Consider the following 21,304-nt stretch of genomic DNA (forward strand, 5'->3'; position numbering starts at 1 on the left):
TGCTCTGCTTATGACACCCGCTTGGCAGCACCCAGCGAGCTTTGCAGCCCCCTTCACCCCAACTTCCCTGGTTGGGGAGGACAGTATTACAACTGCCGGTCAAAAATCAGCCAACGCAGTCTTCAAAAAAAAACTGCGTCTTCATGGCGCACTGATGTCAGTGGCCCAGACCTGATGCACCCGGTCAATCACCAACCCCCGGAGCAGATAGGGGTAAATTCGATGGCCTGCACCGGGCTTTGAGGTGTTAGGTTTGGCATAAAGAGCCTCTATACCAATCACTTGCATTAGTCTACGCACCCTTTTATGGTTGACCTGATAACCAGCCTGAGCCAACACCCGCTGCATCTTCCGATAACCGTATTGGGGAGTCAGCAAGTATTGCTCATCCAGTAACCGCATCAGCAAAAGGTCTTCAGCCGAAGCCTTGGCAGGCTGGTAGTAGTAGGTTGATCGGTGCAAACCCATCCACCGGCATTGTTGCCGAAGGCTCGCTTCGGCGGCTGGATCAACCAAGGCACGACGTTGATTCAGGCTCATAGCGGCAACCGCCAGGCGGCCCTGTTTTTTTTAAAGAAGGTCAACTCCATTTGTAGCCGTCCAATCTGCTCATAAAGCAGGGCTGCGTCGGGTTCGGTGGAAGCAACAGCCGGCTTAGGGGGGGGCTCAAACAGGCTGGGGGCCGCTTCCAGAAACTGCTTCTTCCAGTCGCTGATCTGGTTAGGATGCAACTCATGCCGCTTGCTAATGACAGCCAGCGTATCCTTTTCTTTGAGGACTTCGAGGACCACCTTGAGCTTGAAGTCGGCGGTGAATTTGCGTTTGGTTTTGCCTTTCATACGGGTCTAAAGTTAGCCCGTTATCCAACTTAGCAAGTGGTCCTAATTTTGGGGCGCACCATACACCAACTAAGCCACTGATGATAAAAGTTAAGCGCTGAAACTCCGGAATGACCTGCATAATAATAACGGTAACCCAGCTATCCTGTTTATTGAGTATTCCGGCCTAAAGCAGGCCAGTTAATACGGCGATGACAAGCCATGCATTACGGCTATATCAGGCCAGCTGTGGATAAGTGTAAGAAGGCCCGTAGTTTGGCTGTGAGTCAGATTTTCCCTGACCCGCAGAGCAACTATGGCTAACCAACGCTTACCCATGTATCAGATCCGACGTATTCTCCAACTCCGTCAGCAAGGCTACAGCAAGCGGGCCATTGCGGCCACATTAGCCTTAGCCCGTTCAACAGTTGATCAATATCTGGCGACTATTGAGAGCCATTTTGACTCGCTGGAGCAGGCTCTCAGCTGGCAGGATGACCAGCTCCACCGGTTATTCACTCAGCCGCTGGCACCAAAAGCTGATCGTATCGGTGATCTGTATGAGCGTTTCACCGACTTTGATATTCAGCTCAGTAAGCCCGGAGTAACCCGGTTTCAGCTTTGGTCGCTTTACAAGCAGCATAATCCCGAGGGGCTTCAGTATACCCAGTTTTGTCTGCGCTATAAACAGTGGCGTCAGACTCAACGAACAGTAATGCACGTCGAACATAAAGCCGGCGACAAACTCTTCGTTGACTTTGCCGGTAAAAAGCTGACAGTGATGGATACAACCACTGAACAGCCGGTTACCTATGAGTTTTTCGTAGCTATATTAGGGTGCAGCCAGCTGACGTATGCCATGGCCATGAACAGTCAGCGGAAAGCAGACTTTCTGGCGGGACTGGGCAATGCCCTGGCGTTTATGGGTGGAGTGCCAGCTGCTATCGTCCCTGATAATCTGAAGGCTGCGGTACAAACTGCCAACCGCTACGAGCCTGAGCTGAATGAGACGATTCAGGATTTTGCAGCGCACTACGGCACATGCATCTACCCGGCCCGCAGCCGTAAGCCCCGTGACAAGGCTTTAGTAGAAGGGGCAGTGAATATCCTCTATCAGCGGGTGTACACCGTACTTCAGGATAGGTCGTTTCACAGCCTCCAGGAGCTTAACCAGCAGATTATGCTCCTGGTTGAAGCGCATAATCAACACCTGTTTCAGGGCAAAACCTACAGCCGGCGACAGCGGTTCGAGACCGTGGAAGCGGCTCAGTTACGACCGCTGCCAACTGAGGGGTACGAACTGAAGGAGTATCGTCTGGCGAAAGTTCAGTTCAACTGCCATGTACTGCTACAACCCGACAAGCACTACTATAGTGTACCTTACCGGGTTGTTGGCCAGCAGGTTAAGCTGGTATATACCCATCATACTGTTGAGATATACCATCAGCATGAGCGGATTGCGTTTCATGCACGCTGCCGTCTGGCTCACGGGTATTCGACCTTGCCCGCCCATTTGCCTGCTCAGCAACAGTGGGTCCGCGAGTGGTCAGCCGACTTTTTCCGCCAGCAGGCACAGGAAACCGGTCCATGGATGAGGAGCGCCATTGAACAAGTACTCAAACGGCTGGATGCTCCTGTCAATGCCTATCCCCAACAAGTCTACCGCTCCTGTGCGGGTATTCTGTCGCTGGTGAAAAAAGCGGAACCTGACCGGCTGGAAAAAGCCTGTGAACGGGCACTGTACTATGGGAGTGTATCCTACAAAATCATCCGCGGCATCCTGGATAGTGAACTTGACCGGCTCCCCCTGCCACAAGCCACGACAACGACTATACCGGCTCACGAGAACATACGGGGAGCGGCTGCATATCAATAAGTTAATACTAAAACCAACGATCAAAAGTGAATAATCAGGCAACACTCGACCGCTTGAATGCGCTCAAACTCACCGGAATGGCGACTCTATGGCAAACGCTGACCGGGTTACCGGTCCATCAATGGCCTCCGCAGGAACAACTGCTGGCACGCCTGCTGGACGCAGAGTGGGAATATCGCCATCACCGGCGCACACAACTGGCTGTACAGCAGGCCCGTTTCCGCTACCAGGCCTCGCTCGAAGAAATCCGTTACACACCGGAACGACAGCTGGATAAAAGCCTGATCCTGAGGCTGGCTGATCTGTCATTCGTACAGAGGGGCGAGAATCTGTTGTTAACCGGTGCAACGGGCTGTGGTAAGAGTTATCTAGCGACCGCTTTCGGCTATCAGGCCTGTCTGAAAGGGTTCAGAGTAGGCTACTTCGCCTTGCCGAAACTGATTCAGGCACTGCATCTGGCCCGTGCCGACGGTTCGTTTGTTAAGGAGCTGGCCCGTCTGGAGCGGCTACACGTGCTAATCCTGGATGACTGGGGACTGGCCCCGCTGGACATGGAGGCTAAACTGGCTCTGTTACAGATCATGGAGGACCGATATGGTCGTCACTCAACGATCATAACCTCCCAACTACCTGTTGCCCAGTGGTATGACTATCTGGCAGAACCAACGATCGCCGATGCCTTCCTGGACCGGTTGTTACATCAAGCTCACCGCATTGAGTTGAAGGGTGAGTCTCAGCGAAAACAAACAAAAGGGCGGCCGCCGCGCGGAAAGAAAAATCAGTATAGCCTGTACCTTTGTATCGTTCCTTTTGCACTTATCCACAGTGGCCTGATATTGCCGAAATGCGTGGCCTTCGATTGCCGGAATATATACCCGCCCGCACCGCTGGCTTCCAGTTTGGCTTTTCGACTTATTTCTAAACCCTGTCAGGCTCACCGATTTAGTCTGGTAAGCCACTTTCTGGTATGAAAATATTGCTTTGGGGGGCATTGTACCTCCTGCTGGCCGGGCCACTGTACGCGCAGGATACAACGCGGGTAGTGGCACCTACGGCCGCTGATAGTTTGCTGACGGAATTATTCGACAGTTCGTCCACCACTCAACCACTGCTACCGGAACGGATGGTATTTACTCAACGGGCTTTTTGGGGTGAAAAGGGCTTGTTAAGGCTGACGGGCCTGGCTCCGCTAAATACTGAAAGTCGGCAGAGAGAATTGAAAGTACGACGCACGATGCTGGTAAGCCATCAGGTATTGGGCTTTGTGACGCTGGCTGGCTTTATCGCTCAAGGTATTTTGGGAGCTAACCTCTATAATGCTGAGGGTGCCCGTTATACGCGGCTGCGGAACGCGCACGAAGCCGTTGGCACGGCGGTCAACATTAGCTACGCTACCACCGCACTGCTATCGTTAACGGCCCCACCCCCGATTTTAGGGAAACGGCAACGAGGGCTTAACTCCATCAAATTACACAAGTATTTAGCCATCGTTCACCTGACAGGAATGATTGCCACAAATATTCTGGCGAAACAGATCCAGCATAACTACGAGTTGAAGCCCTATCACCGGGCCGCTGCCTACACGACCTTCGGGGCTTTCGCAGCGGCCATGATCGTGATCAAGTTCTAACCTGAGTAACCCTATGACTATTCCTAAACATTACCTGCGTGAAACTCCTACTACTTCTCAGCCTGGGCCTGCTGGCGATTCAACCTCGTCGGGGTGGCCTCCCGCCGATTAATCAGCATTGGTGCGAACAGCCCGTTCGTAAGCTACGATGGCTGAATCAAATGATTCAAAACGCCCAATCGTGGCCTACCTATCACTACGGTTGGGAAGTACATCAAGCCCAATATCAGGGTCAGGAAGTATTTGTCCTGCATCTATGCCGCTACTGTGGCCGGAGCCGGGGGTTTCTGCTTTACAACCACTACGGCGAACTGATCGGACGGGGTGAGGGAGCCGACTCGATTTGGGTATCCACCCTAATCAACGACCGGCTTTTAGCGGAACATCCAGGACGATCTATGACTGCGCGATGACACCCTATATTGGCCTCCCGCAACTTGATATATACACTTAATATACTGATGACTGTCTAATTATAACGGCTATTTCTAATGGCTGGCCTTTATTCCAAACGTTTATTAGTTGCTACAGTTGGCTCAATAGCCTTGTGCCTGGTGACTTGTCAGCAATTGCGGGTTCGACCATCTTCACACTGGTGCGAACGTCCGGTCGAGCAATTACGCTGGCTCAGTGACTTGATCGCCGACGTTCGTTCTTACGCGGCTCGTGGTGGCTGGAAAATGCATCAGGCCCGCTACGAACGACAGGAAGTCTTCGTCCTCTACCTGATCATACCAAGAGCCACACAAAGCACCTTCGTCCTCTACAACCACTACGGTGATGAGATTCACCGTGCCCCTGTCAGCGAGAGTGCAATTTTACCTAAACTACAGAATGACCGACTGTTAGCGGGTGTTGTCGGCAGGCACAATCTACGCTGATTCAAAACAGGGTGTTACCCTGGCTGCACATTGATCTACGTCTGAGTGATTTTTTCGTGGTGCTGATGGCAGGCATCGGCACATTTACGGCAAGCCTCGGCGCATTCGCGGCAGTGGTCATGCTCATGTTTACCACATTCATCCGCGCACATCCGGCACATCTCTTCGCAGATGACCAAGAACTGATGCCCAATTTCAGCATTTCGCTCCAGTAATCGGGCACCCTGAAAGCAGATGTCGGAGCAATCGCGGTCGAGGGCAATGCAACGGGTCATCATCTGCACCTCGGCTTCTTGTAGGCAGGCCGTCGCGCAGTACTCACAAGCGCGGGCGCAATCAATCAGGGTTTGGACGAGCTGGTCATCCTGAGAACGGATGCGTGTACACACGCCTTCGGAAAATGACAACTTGCGATGCACTTGTCATTAGCAGCATCTTTATGTTGGTGCATCGTCGTTAAGGTTTTGTTTCCTAACTTAACTGTCGTCCGATGAAAGAGTTAGTAAAAGTTAGCATCTGAGGCATCTAAAGCAATGTCAACGTTAGAGCCATCTTGTTACGAATCGCCTGGTACTCTTTTTCCTGGTACTTACCCGGCGTTTTATCCATGAAGTCCACGTCCACGACGTACTGCCCCGCTCCGGTCGGGGTCAGCGTCAAGATTCCGTTGGCATCGGCGGTTAGCTTGCTCTGCTTACCATTGGGCATTATCAGTTTGACCGGGGCGTTGGCGTAGGCGGCACCATTGTAATCAGAACAGTCGCTGCCTTACCCGCTGCTGGCTTACTTTGCGGGGTTGCATCCAGATAAAAAACAGGTTTGGCCGACAGCGTTCCGCCACCGACCTGACAGATGGCCCGCAGGTATTCACGGGGACGAACGATGCCAAGATTATGCTTCGTCCAATCCTGAACGGCACGGGTATCGTTGACCAAAAGCACCTGGTATGTTCCCGCCTGGTTGGGCGTAAACTGCGCCTGATAGCAGTTCTCGGCAAAAGATAGACTAAGCGGCTCTGTAGTACCGTCGGGCAACAGCACCGATGCCGTGAACAATTTGATGCCGTTCAGGGCAGAGCCTTTTTCGCGCAGGCCGTTTTCGAGTTCGCCGAAATAGCATTGCACCATCATCGGCTCGCCAACTTTGCCGGAACCTTTGAGTTCGAGCCAGTAGCTATGGGCCTGCGTTAGCAGGGGAAACAGGAGTAATAGAGATAAAGAAAGTATACGTGTCATGTTATGAATTGTTTATTAGTTGAAAGTTGAGCCGTATCGGATGTTTCCAGCGGAACTGTTTACTCATCGGGAAGCCGGTGGGCGAAGTTTATCAAGCTCCATGACCAGATATACCATTTGCTTGGTTTCCGCCGAATTACCCATTTCCAACGATATGGGACCTTGTTCGGGTTGAAATGTCAGGTGGAAGACCAGCCAGGGGCAGCACTGCCGCTCGAACTTGATAAATTCAGCCAGGTCCGCAAGCGTTGCATCGTCTGACTGGTCAAAGATCAATTCATAGCTGTTTGGATGTTCAACGGTTCGGGTTACTTTCATGAACAGCGTTTGGTGCAACTGATTCATTCGCTTAATCTGTTCGCGGTCAGTAAGTTTGCAGGCCAGCGCGATTTTCTGCTTCAATTCGACTTCCATTGCTTTTGTTGGTTTTGCCTGCGCCCAGCAAGCCAGTGAGACTAACCATGTTAGACCGGTAAAAAAGTACAGTTTCATGTTTTTGTCAGTGAACAATTTTTTATCAGTCGAATTTCAAATTCTGCACCCGAACGGCGTTCAGAATCGCCAGCAACGCCACGCCTACGTCGGCGAAGACCGCTTCCCACATCGTAGCCAGGCCACCAGCCCCTAACACGAGCACAATAGCTTTGACCACTAATGACAGAGTGATGTTCTGCCAGACAATCCGGCGCGTGGCCCGGCCAATTTCTACCGCCATTGCAATCTTCGAGGGTTCATCGTTCTGAATGATAACATCGGCGGTTTCGATAGTAGCATCCGAGCCTAAGCCGCCCATTGCCATACCTACGTCGGCCAATGCCACGACCGGCGCGTCGTTGACTCCGTCGCCGACGAAGGCCAGCTTCGCTTTAGGGTTGTCAGCCAAATCCGCTTTGAGCCGTTCTACCTGCGCGACTTTGTCTTCGGGCAACAAATCGCCATGCCACTCATCAATGCCGACCTGTTTGGCCACGATCTCGACAACGGCCGACTTATCGCCCGACAGCATGACGGTACGGATGCCTTCTTTCTGGAGTCGCTTAACAGCATCGGCTGCGTCAGGTTTCACCTCGTCGGCGATGGTAAAGTACCCCGCAAATTTCCCGTCGATGGCCGTCATAACAATCGTGTAGGAAATCTGAGTCAGAGCTTCATCGAACGACACGTTAAACTTGCGAAGCAGCTTGGCATTGCCCGCCAGCATTTCTTTCCCTTCTACCCGGCCTTTAAGACCATGCCCGGCAATCTCCTCAACACTTTCCACCGAAACGGTTTCGTAGCCCTTTCCCTTGCCGTTCACACGGGCGTATTCAATCACTGCCGTAGCTACCGGGTGGGTCGATTTGCTTTCGAGCGCGGCTGTTAGCCGGGCCAACTCCGTCCCGTCGATGCCAATGGGCTTGACTTCCTGCACCTTAAAAACCCCTTTGGTTAGTGTACCGGTCTTGTCCATGACAACTGTTTTGAGTTGAGTCATCAGGTCTAAGAAGACCGAGCCTTTGAACAGAATACCCTGCCGCGATCCTGCCCCGATACCACCGAAATAACCCAACGGAATAGAGATAACCAGCGCACAGGGGCAACCAATCACCAGGAACACTAATCCCCGGTACAGCCAGTCAGCAAAGCGGTAGTCGGCCACGAAGAAGTACGGCACGACCGTAATCAGGACGGCCAGCAAACAAATGATCGGCGTGTAAATCTTGGCGAACCGGGCAATGAACTCCTGAGTCTGCGCCTTGCGCCCCGTTGCCTGTTGCACCAATTTCAGAATGCGCGATAGTTTGGAATCCTGATAGAGAGTCGTTACGTCCATCTCTACCAGTGACTGTCGATTTATCATACCCGCCAACACCGCTTCCCCTTTCTCGATGGTGCGCGGAACGCTCTCGCCCGTCAGAGCCGCCGTATCGAACGTTCCAGTCTCTGAACGCATCGTGCCATCTAATCCGACTTTTTCGCCCGGCTTGATTTGCACAACATCACCCACCGCAACCGTAGCCGCCTGCACCGTCTGGGGCTGACCATTTCGCATCACCGTTACTTCGTCAGGCCGCACGTCCAACAAGGCTTTGATCGACCGACGCGCCCGCAGCACGGCCGCATCCTGAAACAACTCACCGATGGTGTAGAAGAGCATGACAGCCACGCCTTCGGGATATTCCCGAATGGCGAACGCGCCGAGGGTGGCCACGCCCATTAGGAAAAATTCCGTGAACACATCGCCCCGGCGAATGCTACTCCACGCCCGACGCAGTACCGGCCACCCAACCGGCAAATATGCCACCACGTACCAGATAAGCCGTATTGGGTCTTTGAACCAGGCGACTTTGTAGGAGTCAAAGGCAATACCGCCCAGCAATAATAGTAAGCTAATGACGGCAGGGGCGTAGGTGCGCCAAGTTTGCTGGGGATCTTTTTTTTCAGCCGCTGTTGCTGCCGGGGTCGTACCCGCTTCGATTACGTCCACGTCGTCGTGGGTGTGATCGTCCTCTTCGTGGTTATGATCGTCTGCCATAGTATCTTAGAATTCAATAAAAAGATTCAGTACTGCCAGGCCGACGAGCGTCAGGCCGGTAATCAGATTTTCGTTATGCTCGAACCAGTGTGGGTTGACTCGTTGCAAACCCCGTCGTCCGAGCGTTACCATCAACAGCATTCCCGACAGGGTGATGACGTTGTAGATCAGGGCAACGAGTACTACCGCCCCCCACCCCTTCGCGCCCGCGCTGAGGAAGTACGCTTCGATTTCCAGACAGGGCGATAGAAACATAGCCAGCCCCAACGATAGAAGAAGGGCCGAAAATGAGCGTGCCTTACGCACAGTCCCTGCATCAATGTGGACATGCACATGACGATGGCGCAGATGTTGCATCAGATACCACAGCCCTAATGCCAGTAACAAAAGGGGTATCGCCCGCTCCGACAGATCGTGGTAATTTTCAGCCAACTGCCAACCCGCGAGACTAACCAGTATGCCCAACAATGTAGTGCTGATCGTATGAGCCAGCCCCGCGATGGCCGTGACCGTCAGCGTCTGCCTCAAACTCCAGCGTTCGGTTTGCCCGATAGTGACGAAAGGGAGCCAATGGCTGGGTATCAGCGCATGGAGCAGGCTCAGGGTCAGACTACCGTATAGTATTGCGTTCATGATCCACGTTCATTCAACAGTCAGCTAACTGACCATGCCAAGTATTAGAAACAACAAAAAGCCTGCAAAGAACGTAGCGGTTAGCCACGGCTTTTCCGGCCCCTCGTGTGCTTCCACTAACAGTTCTTCCGTTACCAAAAACAGCAGCGCGGCTAACCCAAACGACAACACCATGTCCAGACCTGTTTCTGGCAGGTTGTGTAGGAGCGTTGCGCCAATCACAGTGCTGAGAAAGAACAGCACCGACATACTTATTAGCAACCCGATAATCCGAGAACGGGCAATTCCGTCGTCCGTCAACGAAGTAGCAGTAGCCAGTCCCAGCGACAGTACCTCAATTGCCAAGGCAAACGCCAGCAATACACCTTCTTTGGCTCCGGCTGCGAATCCAATGCCGAGCAGCAGCCCGTCAATGAATAAATCCACCCCAATAGCCAGTAACAACGAAAGGGGTAAATGGGGTATCTTTGCTGATTGAACCGGGCCTGATTCATCCTTATCTGGCCCGGCTTCCGTGAACCGCCGAATCAACAGCATCAGCCCGATACCCATACTGAAGCCCAGCACGGTCAACCCCGGATCATGTAGCCGAACGACATCGGGCAAGATTTCGACTGCAACGACCGAAAAAACGACTCCAGCGGCAAAATGCAGGATGGCCGAGCGGGCCTGAACCCCAAACCGTATTACCAACGCCAACAATCCACCGCCCGCCAGCGCAATCGTCGGTAGCAGTGCATAGCGAATAATCTGGTCGAAAAGTGGGGTCATTACCTGATTCGTTTTAAGCTGGTTCGGTATCCGGTGGATTGACGGTATAGTACAACCGAATGCAAAAGTCCAAGGGGAACGGCTGAGTTATTGCCCCAACAGGACCGACACCAATCATCAGGCTTTCCCAAACGGCAAACGTCTTTCCAATGATGGTCTCGCAGCGGTTATTCGGGTTGATGTAGGGCGACAGCTCCTCGCTCCACAATGCCAAATTGGCCTCATCGCTAACCGCCAAAGCTAACCCCGGATAATTGTCAAATGGCTTATCTGTTTCTGACATGAGCCTATCGACTCGTACCGACGAAACGCCATCGCGGTTATGCAGTTGGAGCCGATTATTTTCTGAGGTGAACAAAACTGAATCCATCATTTATCCTGTTTAATGTGCGTGTCCTTCCTCTTCCCCACTGGCCGCTTTGAGCTGCGACAACAGCGCGTAGGCTCCTTTCACTACAACCCGTGTTTTCGTTACGTCAAGACTTTCCGGCAACGTCACCTGCGAATAGCCGCCTTCAGTCACACCCCGACGCACGGGTATTTGCTTGAAGGCCGTACCATGCTGTTCTTTTTCGCCTGCTTTGTGGCTGTGTTCTTCCTCTTTTGAATCTTCGGCTTCGCCCTCTTGGTGCCGGGTCGCTGGACCGTCATGATGTTCCGGTGCTCGTTCGTCGGTCTGCACAAAGATGTAATCCTTACCTTCGGCGGATACGATAGCCCCTTCGGGCAGGGCCGTTACCCGGCTATTGCCTACGTCTAAGCCCGCTTTCAGAAACGTATTCGGGGTTAACCGAGCGTCAGGTTTGTCGAGCCGGGCAACGACCCGCACCGAACGATCCGCGTCGATAGCCCGGTTGATGTAGCTAATGCGGCCCAACCGTTCCCGTCCTGCCTCGTTATTCAACAGAATGCTTACCCGCTGACCTTCCCGCAACTGGGGCAAATCCTTCTCGAATACCGTTAGTTCCGCGTATAAACCCTGGCTGCTGGTGAGCCTGGCGATCACGTCGGCGGGCTGCACGAACTGCCCCGACGTAGCGGGGATGTCCGTGACCACACCGGCCACGGGTGCCGTAATGACATAGGTGGCACTGAATTTACCATCCAATGCTGCCTGGGGAGATAGGCCAACTAACCGAATCCGTTGCGCGAGTCCTGTCACACGGGCGCGGGTCGCCTTCAAATCGGCGGTTGTTTGCTGCAACACCTTCAATGCACTGACGTTCTCCCGGCTTAGTTCCTGTTGCCGGGCAAACTCCGCTTCTAAGTACGTCAGGCGGCTGTGCGTTTCGGCGTACTCCTGTTGCACACCGATGAGGTCAGGATTTTCGATGCGGGCCAATACCTGCCCCTTTCGCACCGGCTGACCGGGCAGCAGTGGAATGGCCCGCACGAAACCACCTTGCAGGGCGGTGATGTTCACTTGGCTTTGGGCAGGTACGGCCAACCGACCATTAACCTGTAGAATCTGGCCGAGGTTGCGGTATTCGACGCTGCCTAATTGAACGGCGGCAATGCGTAGCTGATCGTCGGTTAATTCAACGACATCAGCCGGACCTTCTTCATGATGAGCTTCCGGGTCGCCTTGCTCGATTTTCTCACCCGTTTGGGCTGGCATATCGTTCTTACAGGCGTTGGCCAACGGCAACAAGCCGACCAATAGAGCCACAGAAACTATTTTTGATTTATAAACCATTGATTCAGTGAGGTTACGGCAATCCTAATAGTTGCTCCAGGGCAACGACCGCCTGATTGTATTGATTGATCGTGTCCAAATAGCCCGTCTGGGTCTGATAGGCCCGTGTCAGTGCCTGGCTGTATTCCAGATAACCCGCTTCACCGGCCCGAAATGCTTTTTCGGCTCCCTCAGCCAATCGGCGGGCGACGGGCAAGCCGGTCTGCTCATAATAGCTCAGACTGGCTTGCTGCTTACGCACTTCCTGCACGGCTGCGGCCAAATTGCCTTGCAGATTCCGTTGGTTGAAGGCCAGTGATGCTTCAGCTAACTGCTGCCCCAACCGGGCCGATTCGATGCGGGCGCGTTGGGCTTTCTGGAACAGCGGAATCGACACGCCCAACTGCACTCCCTGGAATCGCTTTCCCCCACCAAAATACCGGTCTTGCCCGTCGATGTTCTGCGTACCGATCAGCGACTGATTGAAATAGCCCACCGAATAATCGGGCCGTAAACGGGCCTGTTCGACAGCGATCTGCCCTTCAGCAATTGATGTCTGCTGCCGAAGCAGGGCCAACGTCGGATTCTGCGCTAAGGCCGAATCCGCCAGTAGCGGTAATGGACGACGAGCCAGCGGGTTAGTCGGGAGTGTTAACGGACTTGTCGTGTTAAGCAGCGTTTGCAGGCCCATCAGGGCAATCTGCCGGTCGGCTTCGGTCAGGGCTAATTGGTTACGTACCTCGCCGATCAGGTTGTCGGCGGTGGCCACTTCGAGCGCGGTGCCTTCGCCGGTGCGCTGCCGCACTTCGGTGGCCCGCCGAAAGGCCAACAACAAGCTATCCTGCCGGGCCAATAGTTTTAGCCGTTCGGTCAGGTACGTCAATTCTAAGTATGTCCCTTTCACCCGCGTCCGCAACTCCGTTTGGGTCAATCTGGCCTGTAATTCACCTCCCCGGATATTGGCATCGGCAAGCCGTTCCAACTCCCGAATCAGCTTGCCATTCGGGATGCTCTGAGAGATGGTGAGATTGTTGTCCCACTGGAGAGAATTATACTGACCGCTCACCAACGATACGTCGGTACGGCCAATCTCGCGGGCCGTGCGCCGACCCGACTGTTGGATGGCAATGTTCAGACTGCTTACCCGGCTCGACCCGTTGTTGGTCAATGCTTGGTTCAGGGCAGCATCGAGCGTCAGCGGGCCGGTTGTCGGCGTTTGCGCCTGCGCGATAGTACCTGCGCCAGCCGACAAACCGGTAATTAGCAACCAACCAGCTAACTTTTCGACGGGCCTGGCCGTGACAACAGATTTCTTTGCCCCGAAACGAGTTTGTTCCCACCAGTACAGACAGGGCAGTACCAACAGTGTTAGCAGCGTAGCCGATACCAGCCCACCGATGACCACTGTAGCCAATGGCCGTTGCACTTCGGCTCCGGCGGTAGTGGCTAAAGCCATCGGTAAAAAGCCTAATGAGGCTACCAGCGCGGTCATCATGACAGGGCGAAGCCGGGTAGCCGTGCCTTGCAAAATGATCTTCCTCAAATCAGTTAAGCCCTCCGCTTTAAGGTGGTTGAACTCGCCAATTAGCACGATACCGTTCAACACCGCAACACCAAACAGGGCAATGAAGCCTACTCCCGCCGAAATACTAAACGGCATCCCCCGGAGCCAGAGCGCAAATACACCCCCAATGGCCGAAAGCGGAATGGCGGAGAAGATCAACAGGCTCTGCCGAACTGAGCCGAACGTAAAGAACAACAGGAGAAAAATCAGCCCCAAGGCAACCGGTACGGCGATAGTTAGGCGGTCTTTGGCTTCCTCTAAATTCTGGAACTGCCCACCGTAGGTCAGGTAGTAACCGGGGGGTAACTTCACCTGGCTGTCTAATTTCTGCTGCAACTCGCGTACAACACTTTCTACGTCGCGTTCGCGCACGTTAAACGCCACCGTGATGCGCCGTTGGGCGTTCTCGCGCTGAATCTGATTGACACTGTTCTGAAACGAAACCTCCGCAATCTGACCTAACGGCACTGCTTGACCATTGACAGTAGAGACTAACAGATTCTGTACGTCTTCGAGCCGTTGGCGGCTTTGCTGTTGCAAACGGACTACCAAATCATAGCGTCGTTCACCTTCGTACACCAATCCTGCCGAGGCTCCAGCGAAGGCCGCCTGTAAATAACGGTTCGCTTCTTCGATGCTCAAACCGAAGCGGGCCAGGGCATCGCGGTCAAATTTGACCACAATCTGCGACAAACCTGATACCTGCTCGACGTAGAGGTCAGTTGCGCCCGGTACGGTACCCGCCACCCGCCCAATTCGGGCGGCATAGTCAGCCAGAATACCCAAATCCTCGCCGTAGAGCTTCACCGCTACGTCCTGCTTCACGCCCGTCATCAGTTCACTAAAGCGCATCTGAATCGGTTGTAGAAACCCGAAACTCACGCCCGGAATCTGTTCTAAGGTTGACTGCATCTTCTCTGCTAACTCTTCGCGGCTTGTTGCTGAAGTCCATTCTTTACGGTCTTTCAGAATCACCATCATATCAGCCGCTTCGATGGGCATTGGATCGGTAGGAATTTCGCCGGCACCGATTTTGCCGACTACTTCGATGACCTCCGGAAATTCTTTTTTAAGCAATGCGCCAGCCTGCTGAGAAGCCTCAATAGTCTGGGCCAGCGAAGATCCGGTCATTACGCGGGTTTCTACCGCAAAATCGCCTTCGTCTAATTGCGGGATAAACTCGCCACCTAACCGACTAAAGACAAACAAGGAAACAGCGAACAAGGCGACCGACAACCCGACGACGATACCTTTGCGGTTTAGCGTCCACCGAATAGCCGGATCATAGAGTCGATGAAAAAAGGCCATAATCCGGTCGGAAATGGTTCGCGTACCTCCGCGCACGGGCTTTTTGCTTAAGAGCAGGGCAGACACCATCGGCACATAGGTCAGGGACAGAATAAAGGCCCCGGCGATGGCAAAAGCGACAGTCTGCGCCATCGGGCGAAACATTTTACCTTCGATACCGACTAAGGCCAGAATGGGCAAATACACGATCAGAATGATAATTTCACCGAAGGCTGCCGACGAGCGGATACGACTGGCCGATTCATAGACTTCCTCATCCATCTCGTCCTGACTGAGCGAATGCCGAAATTTTTTCAGGGCTATGTGATGCAAGGTGGCCTCGACGATGATTACGGCCCCGTCCACGATCAGCCCAAAGTCGATGGCTCCCAAACTCATCAGGTTGCCCGACACGCCAAAGAGGTTCATCAGAATAACGGCAAAGAGCATAGATAAGGGAATGACAGACGCGACAACCAACCCCGCCCGCCAGTTGCCCAGCATCAGCACCAGAACGAACACGACGATTAGGGCCCCTTCGATCAGGTTGCGTTCGACGGTACCGATGGCGCGGTTAACCAGTCGGGTGCGGTCTAAGAAGGCGTGAATCTCGATGCCTTCGGGCAGGGATTTCTTAATCTGCTCAATACGCTCTTTCACGTTGCCGATTACCTCCGACGAGTTGGCTCCTTTGAGCATCATCACAATGGCCCCGACGACTTCGCCTTCGTCGTTGCGGGAACCTCCATTCCGCGTCATGGCCCCGTAGCGAATGGCCGAGCCAAGCTGCACCTGGGCCACGTCGCGGATCAGCACGGGTACGCCCTCATCTGTTCGGCGCACCACGATTTTACCGATGTCCTGTAGCGTACCGATCAGCCCTTCCGAGCGAATAAAGTAGGCGTTGGGTCGGCGGTCGATATAGGCCCCACCCGCGTTCTGGTTGTTGCGTTCGAGGGCCGTGAACAACTCGTCCATCGTTACGCCTGCGGCCCTCAGCCGCTGTGGATCAACGGCTACTTCGTACTGTTTCAACAGTCCTCCGAAACTACTTACGTCGGCAACGCCCTTGGTTCCCAATAGTTGCCGCCGAACGATCCAATCCTGAATCGAGCGTAGTTCCATTGCCGGATAGCGTTTTTCGTAGCCGGGTTTAGCCCGGATAACGTATTGGTATATTTCGCCGAGACCCGTCGTAACAGGAGCCAATTCGGGGTTACCCGCGTTGGTCGGTATCTGAGAGCGGGCTTGTTGGAGTCGTTCAAAGACTTGTTGACGGGCTGTTAATACGTCCACGGCATCGGGAAAAACGATGGTGACGACGGATAAGCCGAAGCGGGAAATAGAACGTACCTCAACCAGATCGGGCAGGGTAGCCATTGTTTGCTCAATGGGAAAGCTGATAAGCCGTTCTACGTCGGGAGCCGACAGCGCCGGGCTTTGGGTGATGACCTGCACCTGATTATTGGTGATGTCGGGTAAGGCATCAATGGGCAATCGGGTCAGCGAATAGCCACCCCACACGATGAGTGCCAGGGTGAACAGCCCGATAATAAGCTTATTCTGAATAGAAAATCGAATGATGCGATCCAGCATGATCGTGTCTGAACAAATGAGTACTAAGAAGATGCCGAACGCGCGCAAACCGCATAACTACGCCATTTTGGGGCATAGCAAAGCTGTCCATCGCAAACGGCGAGGGTGTTCAGACCCGAAGTTGAGGGGGTTGCCAGATGGCCGTTATCGGATCGAACGGATGATCCGAAGCGGAGCTGAAAGCAGCTACGGCAATCGGTATGATTTCGACCGAATGAGTGGGTACGTAGTGGAATTGGGGAACAACCGTAATGGTAGCCGCACAACAGGCGCAGGTACAAAATGGGGTACAGGCATCATGCTCGTGATGATGCGACGCGTCCGACTCCGTGGTCGAAGCCGACAGGATCATAGCTATCTCCGACTGCCCAACGGGTAGCAGCGGTTCATCTGCACAGGGCCAGAGAGATAGACCGAGGAGATAAACGGACAATATGACTGTCAACCATTTCACAGCTACAAAGTTATGCTAAACGTTTGTGCAACAGGTAGTCAAAAATGGAATCCTGATCAGTATGTTATTAAAATATCCGCAATGACTGCTTATTAACAAAGTATCTGACAAAACTTATGCGCTACCTACTATCAGCTCTGTTACTACTGTGTTTTTCTGGCGTTTTCAGTCAGGCTATTAAGAGTGATTTATGTTTTGCAAAGGGACATCTTCCCGTCGTTACATCCGAAGAAAACGGAATAGTGCATTTGGTCTATGGTCAGGACTCAACTATCTACTACGCCGTCGCAGACAAACAATCCTATCAATTCAGCCCACCGGTTGCAGTAGCGACGTTATCACAATTAGTCGCTGGGGCCAAACGAGGGCCACAGATAGCAGTAACTGAAAAATACGTTGTCATCACCGCTGTCAATCGAGCGGGTAATCTGTTCGCCTACTCGCTTGACCGGCAAACGGGTAAGTGGTTTCCTACCGTGCAAATCAATGATGTACCGGAAGTAGCCAAAGAAGGATTCCAGTCGATAGCCAGTGCGTCGCCGGAGGTATTTCATGCAACCTGGCTCGATTTGCGGGAGGACAAACGGAACAAAATTGTAATGGCCACTTCCCGCGATGGAGGGCTCACTTGGTCGGCAAACCGGGTAGTGTATCGTTCACCCAGTGGAACTGTTTGTGAATGCTGCAAAGTCTCGATAGCCGCCATAGGAGATGAAGTGTATATCCAGTTCCGAAACTGGCTTAATGGCTCCCGTGATTTGTACCTGGCCCACTCGGCTGATGGCGGAGCGACCTTTGCTCCGGCGCAAAAACTTGGTTCTGGAACTTGGCAACTAAACGCATGTCCAATGGATGGCGGTGCGGTGACGTTGTCGCCATCAGGTCAGCCACTAACTGTCTGGCGACGAGAAAATACCTTGTTTACCTGCCAACCGGGTCAAGCCGAACAAGCCATTGGTACAGGTCGAAATATAACGGCTGCAACCGGCCCGTCAGATACTGCTGTAGTTTGGGATGAAGGGGGTATAGTTTGGCTAAAGCGTAATGGAAATGATCCGATCAACCTTGGCAAAGGCCAGCTACCGAGCGTCGCGCTGACCGATCAGGTAGCCATATGCGTTTGGGAAGCCGACGGACAAGTGATGATGAAAATAGTACATCTCTGAATCAAAAAGCCCATAATACGATCTATTACGGGCTTTTTGACAGAAAGGGAAACTGATTAAGCGGCTATACTATGCGCCCCCTGTGCCATCTTGCGGCAGGCTTCGGCACACCGACGGCAGGCTTCGGCGCACTGCCGACAGTGGTCCATGTGAGCCGCATGTTTTTCGCACTCGGTGGCGCAGGCTTCGCAGATGTGGGCGCAAAGCTGACACACATCGGCCGCGTGTGCGCTACCACTGGCCATAAACGAGATGGCGGTATAGCAGATTTTAGCACAGTCACGGTCGAGCCGGATGCAGTCCACCATCATCATTACGTCCTGTTCTGAAAGGCAGGCTTCGACGCAGGCATCGCAGCTGACAGCGCAGGCCTGACAGGCTTCGATGCAATCCTGATACTGTTGAGGGGCTAAGGCAGTTGTCATACTTAAAATAAATTTGAGGTTTTGTTTCTACGTGATTAACAGGTTGTATGAAGTAAGGTTTTTCTTCCCAGACCACTCGATAGGATAATAGGAGTAAACAGCTGACCTTGACAGACAAACGAAAAGTTTTATAAGACACTCTGAAAATCTTACAACACTACCTATTCAGAATAACCCCTATGTTTGCAGCGTGAAAAACCCTGTTGTCCATCGGTCCTGGTTTACTCGTCTGCTGTGTTTGTGGCTGGCGGGGTCCGTGCTGTTTGCCAGCAGTGGTTTCGTCGTGGTGGACCACTGGTGCCTAATGAGTGGCAAGAAGGTCGAGAGCCACCTAATGCCCAAGGCGTGTTTAAAAGCCTGTTCAGAGGAAGCCGCCTGTCCGCAGGACAAATCAACCCGGACAATTCACAGAACACCCTGTTGTAAGGAAGTCGCTCGGTATGAACACTTAAAAACCGAACAATCGAACGCTGTTCACGCTATCGAGGTGAACCCGATTATCAGTGATCTTCCCTCTTTTGCCCAGTTAGCGCGGTTCCTATCCGTGTTATTACCGATTAGTGAGCCTTCCTCTGCTCCCCAACAGCCCGACGATCCGTTAATCCGATCCGGGCGTTTCCGATTAACCTCTCTCTGTAGTTGGCTTATCTGAGCCGATTCGTTCGTGCCATTACCGCTGGCAGACGCATCAGTGCGTCTTGGTCTGCGGCTTTTGGCATGTAGTCTCTCCCCCTGGCATCGTCTTATTTCTGTTCGGATATACATCCGACGTAAGGTTGTCCGGTATTTCTATAAAATTCAACAAACCTACTAAAACAATGACTAAGTACACTAAACTGGTGGCATTACTGCCGCTTATCCCCCTGGCAGGTTGCATGAACATGGACAACATGAACGCAACTCAGCCAATGCTGAACATCAACTACCCAGCCGCCTACGTGGTCAATGCTGAGGGAAACAGCCTGTCGGTTATTGACTTAACCGGGCAACAGGTGAAAGAAACTATTTCGTTTGGGGACGCTTCTATGACCGGCATGAACATGAGCAACATGATTATGTGGCCGCACCATATTTACCTTTCGCCCGATGGCAGCAAACTGGGCATCGGTGTGCCGGGCATGGACCTCAGTGCCGGGCATACGGGGGGAACAACCGGAATGAATGGCCGCGTACTGGTGGTCAACCCGGTAACGGGCCAAACAGCCCAAAACCAGCAAACTCCTGTGATGAACCATAACGCCGTTTTCTCCGCCGATGGAACTGAAATCTGGACTTCCCAAATGGATATGACGGGCAAGGTACTGGTTTATAACGCCAGTACAATGGCTCTGAAAAATACCATTACGGTCGGTATGGAACCCGCCGAGGTAACGATGTCGTCCAATGGGCAATATGCGTTTGTTGCTAACGGCATGAGCAATTCAGTGTCTGTCATTAAAGTTTCTGACAAGTCGGTGGCGAAGACCATTGCCGTTGGTGAAGACCCGGTTGGTGCCTGGCCGGGCGCGGATGGCCGAATGTACGTGGATAATGAAAAAGGCCAAAGCATCAGCGTCATTGACGTAAACACGCTATCGGTGGTCGAAACCGTGAAACTGGGCTTTACACCGGGTTATGCCGCTTATCATCCCACCCGGAACGAACTCTGGGTCAGTCAGGCCGGAACGGGCAATAAAGTGGTCATTTTCGAGCGAATGAATGGAGCCTGGATGAAGATGGACGAGGTTATGACGGGCCTGGATGCCCACGCTATTGTTTTCACCAAAGACGGAGCCACGGCCTATATCACCAATCAGGGAGCCGCAACGGTGTCTGTTCTGGACGTAGCCAAGCGCACTAAAATCAAAGACATTTCAGTTGGCAAGAAGCCCAACGGCATCGTGCTTAAGTATTAATCTAACCAATTCACATGACCAATTCCTTAACAAAATCAATGCTGGCCATTGCCCTGCTGGCTGGCTTAATGGCCCGGCCCGCGTTGGCCCAACTGAGTATGCCCGAACCATCGCCATCGGCTACGGTGATGCAGAAAATCGGCTTTACCGACCTGACGATCAACTACTCCCGCCCGGCGGTGAAGGGCCGGGTCATCTTCGGCAAGCTGGTTCCCTACGGCGAGTTGTGGCGCACCGGCGCGTCGGATGCCACCATCCTGACCATCTCCGACCCGATGACTGTAGCCGGAAAACCGCTGCCCGCCGGGAAGTATTCGCTCTTCACCATTCCCACCCGCACTGAGTGGACGGTGATCCTGAATTCCTACACCGAAGGGCACGGCACGACGGGCTACGACGCAAAAAACGATGTGCTGCGGTTTGCCGTCAAACCTGATTCGTCGGCGCGGTTCTACGAATCGTTCACCATCGAGGTGCAGGATGTCGTGAAAAATCAGGCCAACCTGTACCTGACCTGGGCCAATACGTCAGTTCATTTCCCGCTCGTGAGCAATGCCGACGACCGGATTACGACCGAAATTTTGAAGCGCACAGCCTCGGCTACCGACGAGGAGCCGGGCGTATTTTACCAGTCGGCCCTGTATTATTTCGACGCGGGTAAAGACCCGAAACAGGCTTTGGCCTGGGCCACTAAAGCCGCCACCCTCAAACCGGCCTTCAACTACCTGCACCTCCAGGCTAAGTTGCTGGCACAAACAGGCGATTATAAAACGGCCATTGCTGTAGCCCGCAAATCGTCGGAATTAGCCGCCGAAAAGAAGTTTACCGAGTTCGTCACGCTGAACAATCAATTGATTGCCGGGTGGGAGAAGAAACTGTGACT

At 53.2% G+C, this 21,304-nt stretch carries 22 protein-coding genes; 8 read left to right on the forward strand and 14 right to left on the reverse strand.

All coding sequences use genetic code 11. From position 1 onward, the window contains the following. Nucleotides 1-141: 141 nt before the first annotated feature. Together AC23NW_RS33280 and AC23NW_RS33285 are read right to left on the reverse strand one after the other, a co-directional pair. Nucleotides 142-540 carry an IS3 family transposase gene (locus AC23NW_RS33280; protein WP_487454969.1) on the reverse strand — a complete coding sequence of 133 codons (399 nt, stop codon included), beginning with the start codon at nucleotides 538-540 and terminating at the stop codon, nucleotides 142-144. Further along, entirely contained in the window at nucleotides 537-839 is a 303-nt protein-coding gene (locus AC23NW_RS33285; protein ID WP_487454970.1) for a transposase, read from the reverse strand. The genes AC23NW_RS33280 and AC23NW_RS33285 overlap by 4 nt, the downstream gene beginning before the upstream one ends. Before the next feature lie 316 nt (nucleotides 840-1,155). On the opposite strand from AC23NW_RS33285, the gene istA reads away from it, so the two are divergent. The 5 genes from istA (at nucleotide 1,156) to AC23NW_RS33310 (ending at nucleotide 5,205) form a co-directional block, all read left to right on the forward strand. After that, nucleotides 1,156-2,694 (forward strand): IS21 family transposase, encoded by a 1,539-nt coding sequence (gene istA, locus AC23NW_RS33290; RefSeq protein WP_487454971.1) that lies wholly within the window; start codon nucleotides 1,156-1,158, stop codon nucleotides 2,692-2,694. 26 nt (nucleotides 2,695-2,720) lie between these two features. Further along, nucleotides 2,721-3,665 (forward strand): IS21-like element helper ATPase IstB, encoded by a 945-nt coding sequence (gene istB / locus AC23NW_RS33295; RefSeq protein WP_487454972.1) that lies wholly within the window; start codon nucleotides 2,721-2,723, stop codon nucleotides 3,663-3,665. Further along, entirely contained in the window at nucleotides 3,662-4,324 is a 663-nt protein-coding gene (locus AC23NW_RS33300; RefSeq protein ID WP_487454973.1) for a hypothetical protein, read from the forward strand. Before istB ends, AC23NW_RS33300 begins: the two co-directional genes overlap by 4 nt. Before the next feature lie 38 nt (nucleotides 4,325-4,362). Further along, the gene (locus tag AC23NW_RS33305; RefSeq protein WP_487454974.1) at nucleotides 4,363-4,737 is read left to right on the forward strand and encodes a hypothetical protein; all 375 of its coding nucleotides are present in this window, start codon (nucleotides 4,363-4,365) and stop codon (nucleotides 4,735-4,737) included. 78 nt (nucleotides 4,738-4,815) lie between these two features. Next, a complete protein-coding gene (locus AC23NW_RS33310; RefSeq protein ID WP_487454975.1) occupies nucleotides 4,816-5,205 on the forward strand; it encodes a hypothetical protein in 390 nt (129 codons plus the stop codon). Between the two features lie 35 nt (nucleotides 5,206-5,240). Here AC23NW_RS33310 and AC23NW_RS33315 read toward each other — a convergent pair whose 3' ends face one another. From AC23NW_RS33315 to AC23NW_RS33365, 11 genes are all read right to left on the reverse strand, one after another. Further along, on the reverse strand, nucleotides 5,241-5,624 hold the full coding sequence (locus AC23NW_RS33315; protein WP_487454976.1) for a four-helix bundle copper-binding protein: 384 nt from the start codon (nucleotides 5,622-5,624) through the stop codon (nucleotides 5,241-5,243). 106 nt (nucleotides 5,625-5,730) lie between these two features. After that, nucleotides 5,731-5,913 carry a hypothetical protein gene (locus AC23NW_RS33320; RefSeq protein ID WP_487454977.1) on the reverse strand — a complete coding sequence of 61 codons (183 nt, stop codon included), beginning with the start codon at nucleotides 5,911-5,913 and terminating at the stop codon, nucleotides 5,731-5,733. A 2-nt stretch (nucleotides 5,914-5,915) separates the two neighbouring features. Further along, the gene (locus tag AC23NW_RS33325; protein WP_487454978.1) at nucleotides 5,916-6,440 is read right to left on the reverse strand and encodes a hypothetical protein; all 525 of its coding nucleotides are present in this window, start codon (nucleotides 6,438-6,440) and stop codon (nucleotides 5,916-5,918) included. A 63-nt stretch (nucleotides 6,441-6,503) separates the two neighbouring features. Further along, nucleotides 6,504-6,932 (reverse strand): hypothetical protein, encoded by a 429-nt coding sequence (locus tag AC23NW_RS33330; RefSeq protein WP_487454979.1) that lies wholly within the window; start codon nucleotides 6,930-6,932, stop codon nucleotides 6,504-6,506. 25 nt (nucleotides 6,933-6,957) lie between these two features. After that, a complete protein-coding gene (locus tag AC23NW_RS33335; protein WP_487454980.1) occupies nucleotides 6,958-8,955 on the reverse strand; it encodes a heavy metal translocating P-type ATPase in 1,998 nt (665 codons plus the stop codon). A 6-nt stretch (nucleotides 8,956-8,961) separates the two neighbouring features. After that, on the reverse strand, nucleotides 8,962-9,588 hold the full coding sequence (locus tag AC23NW_RS33340; RefSeq protein ID WP_487454981.1) for a hypothetical protein: 627 nt from the start codon (nucleotides 9,586-9,588) through the stop codon (nucleotides 8,962-8,964). Between the two features lie 24 nt (nucleotides 9,589-9,612). Continuing rightward, complete coding sequence (locus AC23NW_RS33345) at nucleotides 9,613-10,359, reverse strand: ZIP family metal transporter (protein WP_487454982.1); 747 nt, start codon at nucleotides 10,357-10,359, stop codon at nucleotides 9,613-9,615. Between the two features lie 13 nt (nucleotides 10,360-10,372). Beyond that, nucleotides 10,373-10,732 carry a hypothetical protein gene (locus AC23NW_RS33350; RefSeq protein ID WP_487454983.1) on the reverse strand — a complete coding sequence of 120 codons (360 nt, stop codon included), beginning with the start codon at nucleotides 10,730-10,732 and terminating at the stop codon, nucleotides 10,373-10,375. A 9-nt stretch (nucleotides 10,733-10,741) separates the two neighbouring features. Next, the gene (locus AC23NW_RS33355; RefSeq protein ID WP_487454984.1) at nucleotides 10,742-11,977 is read right to left on the reverse strand and encodes an efflux RND transporter periplasmic adaptor subunit; all 1,236 of its coding nucleotides are present in this window, start codon (nucleotides 11,975-11,977) and stop codon (nucleotides 10,742-10,744) included. Between the two features lie 91 nt (nucleotides 11,978-12,068). Beyond that, nucleotides 12,069-16,481 carry a CusA/CzcA family heavy metal efflux RND transporter gene (locus AC23NW_RS33360; RefSeq protein WP_487454985.1) on the reverse strand — a complete coding sequence of 1,471 codons (4,413 nt, stop codon included), beginning with the start codon at nucleotides 16,479-16,481 and terminating at the stop codon, nucleotides 12,069-12,071. 109 nt (nucleotides 16,482-16,590) lie between these two features. Beyond that, complete coding sequence (locus AC23NW_RS33365; RefSeq protein ID WP_487454986.1) at nucleotides 16,591-16,935, reverse strand: DUF6660 family protein; 345 nt, start codon at nucleotides 16,933-16,935, stop codon at nucleotides 16,591-16,593. Nucleotides 16,936-17,051: 116 nt separating this feature from the next. Here AC23NW_RS33365 and AC23NW_RS33370 point away from each other — a divergent pair, with 116 nt between their 5' ends. Next, entirely contained in the window at nucleotides 17,052-18,101 is a 1,050-nt protein-coding gene (locus AC23NW_RS33370; RefSeq protein WP_138507211.1) for a sialidase family protein, read from the forward strand. 56 nt (nucleotides 18,102-18,157) lie between these two features. Here the strand turns inward: AC23NW_RS33370 and AC23NW_RS33375 are convergent, their stop codons facing one another. Next, nucleotides 18,158-18,526: a four-helix bundle copper-binding protein gene (locus AC23NW_RS33375; protein ID WP_012931288.1), complete on the reverse strand. Its 369-nt coding sequence runs from the start codon at nucleotides 18,524-18,526 to the stop codon at nucleotides 18,158-18,160. A gap of 818 nt (nucleotides 18,527-19,344) precedes the next feature. Here AC23NW_RS33375 and AC23NW_RS33380 point away from each other — a divergent pair. Both AC23NW_RS33380 and AC23NW_RS33385 read left to right on the forward strand, forming a co-directional pair. Continuing rightward, a complete protein-coding gene (locus AC23NW_RS33380) occupies nucleotides 19,345-20,421 on the forward strand; it encodes a YncE family protein (RefSeq protein ID WP_487454987.1) in 1,077 nt (358 codons plus the stop codon). Nucleotides 20,422-20,435: 14 nt separating this feature from the next. Next, nucleotides 20,436-21,302, forward strand: coding sequence for a DUF2911 domain-containing protein (locus AC23NW_RS33385; RefSeq protein WP_487454988.1), 867 nt, complete (start codon nucleotides 20,436-20,438; stop codon nucleotides 21,300-21,302). Nucleotides 21,303-21,304: the final 2 nt, after the last annotated feature.

The organism is Arsenicibacter sp. R0_47 (genome assembly GCF_057652235.1).

Coding starts and splice junctions, on each gene's coding strand:
- AC23NW_RS33370 (WP_138507211.1), top strand. CDS start 17,052: ATGCGCTACCTACTATCAGCTCTGTTACTACTGTGTTTTTCTGGCGTT.
- AC23NW_RS33355 (WP_487454984.1), bottom strand. CDS start 11,977: ATGCCAGCCCAAACGGGTGAGAAAATCGAGCAAGGCGACCCGGAAGCT.
- AC23NW_RS33310 (WP_487454975.1), top strand. CDS start 4,816: ATGGCTGGCCTTTATTCCAAACGTTTATTAGTTGCTACAGTTGGCTCA.
- AC23NW_RS33380 (WP_487454987.1), top strand. CDS start 19,345: ATGACTAAGTACACTAAACTGGTGGCATTACTGCCGCTTATCCCCCTG.
- AC23NW_RS33300 (WP_487454973.1), top strand. CDS start 3,662: ATGAAAATATTGCTTTGGGGGGCATTGTACCTCCTGCTGGCCGGGCCA.
- AC23NW_RS33280 (WP_487454969.1), bottom strand. CDS start 540: ATGAGCCTGAATCAACGTCGTGCCTTGGTTGATCCAGCCGCCGAAGCG.
- AC23NW_RS33375 (WP_012931288.1), bottom strand. CDS start 18,526: ATGACAACTGCCTTAGCCCCTCAACAGTATCAGGATTGCATCGAAGCC.
- AC23NW_RS33285 (WP_487454970.1), bottom strand. CDS start 839: ATGAAAGGCAAAACCAAACGCAAATTCACCGCCGACTTCAAGCTCAAG.
- istA (WP_487454971.1), top strand. CDS start 1,156: ATGTATCAGATCCGACGTATTCTCCAACTCCGTCAGCAAGGCTACAGC.
- AC23NW_RS33325 (WP_487454978.1), bottom strand. CDS start 6,440: ATGACACGTATACTTTCTTTATCTCTATTACTCCTGTTTCCCCTGCTA.
- AC23NW_RS33350 (WP_487454983.1), bottom strand. CDS start 10,732: ATGATGGATTCAGTTTTGTTCACCTCAGAAAATAATCGGCTCCAACTG.
- AC23NW_RS33385 (WP_487454988.1), top strand. CDS start 20,436: ATGACCAATTCCTTAACAAAATCAATGCTGGCCATTGCCCTGCTGGCT.
- AC23NW_RS33360 (WP_487454985.1), bottom strand. CDS start 16,481: ATGCTGGATCGCATCATTCGATTTTCTATTCAGAATAAGCTTATTATC.
- AC23NW_RS33330 (WP_487454979.1), bottom strand. CDS start 6,932: ATGAAACTGTACTTTTTTACCGGTCTAACATGGTTAGTCTCACTGGCT.
- AC23NW_RS33345 (WP_487454982.1), bottom strand. CDS start 10,359: ATGACCCCACTTTTCGACCAGATTATTCGCTATGCACTGCTACCGACG.
- AC23NW_RS33335 (WP_487454980.1), bottom strand. CDS start 8,955: ATGGCAGACGATCATAACCACGAAGAGGACGATCACACCCACGACGAC.
- AC23NW_RS33320 (WP_487454977.1), bottom strand. CDS start 5,913: ATGCCCAATGGTAAGCAGAGCAAGCTAACCGCCGATGCCAACGGAATC.
- AC23NW_RS33340 (WP_487454981.1), bottom strand. CDS start 9,588: ATGAACGCAATACTATACGGTAGTCTGACCCTGAGCCTGCTCCATGCG.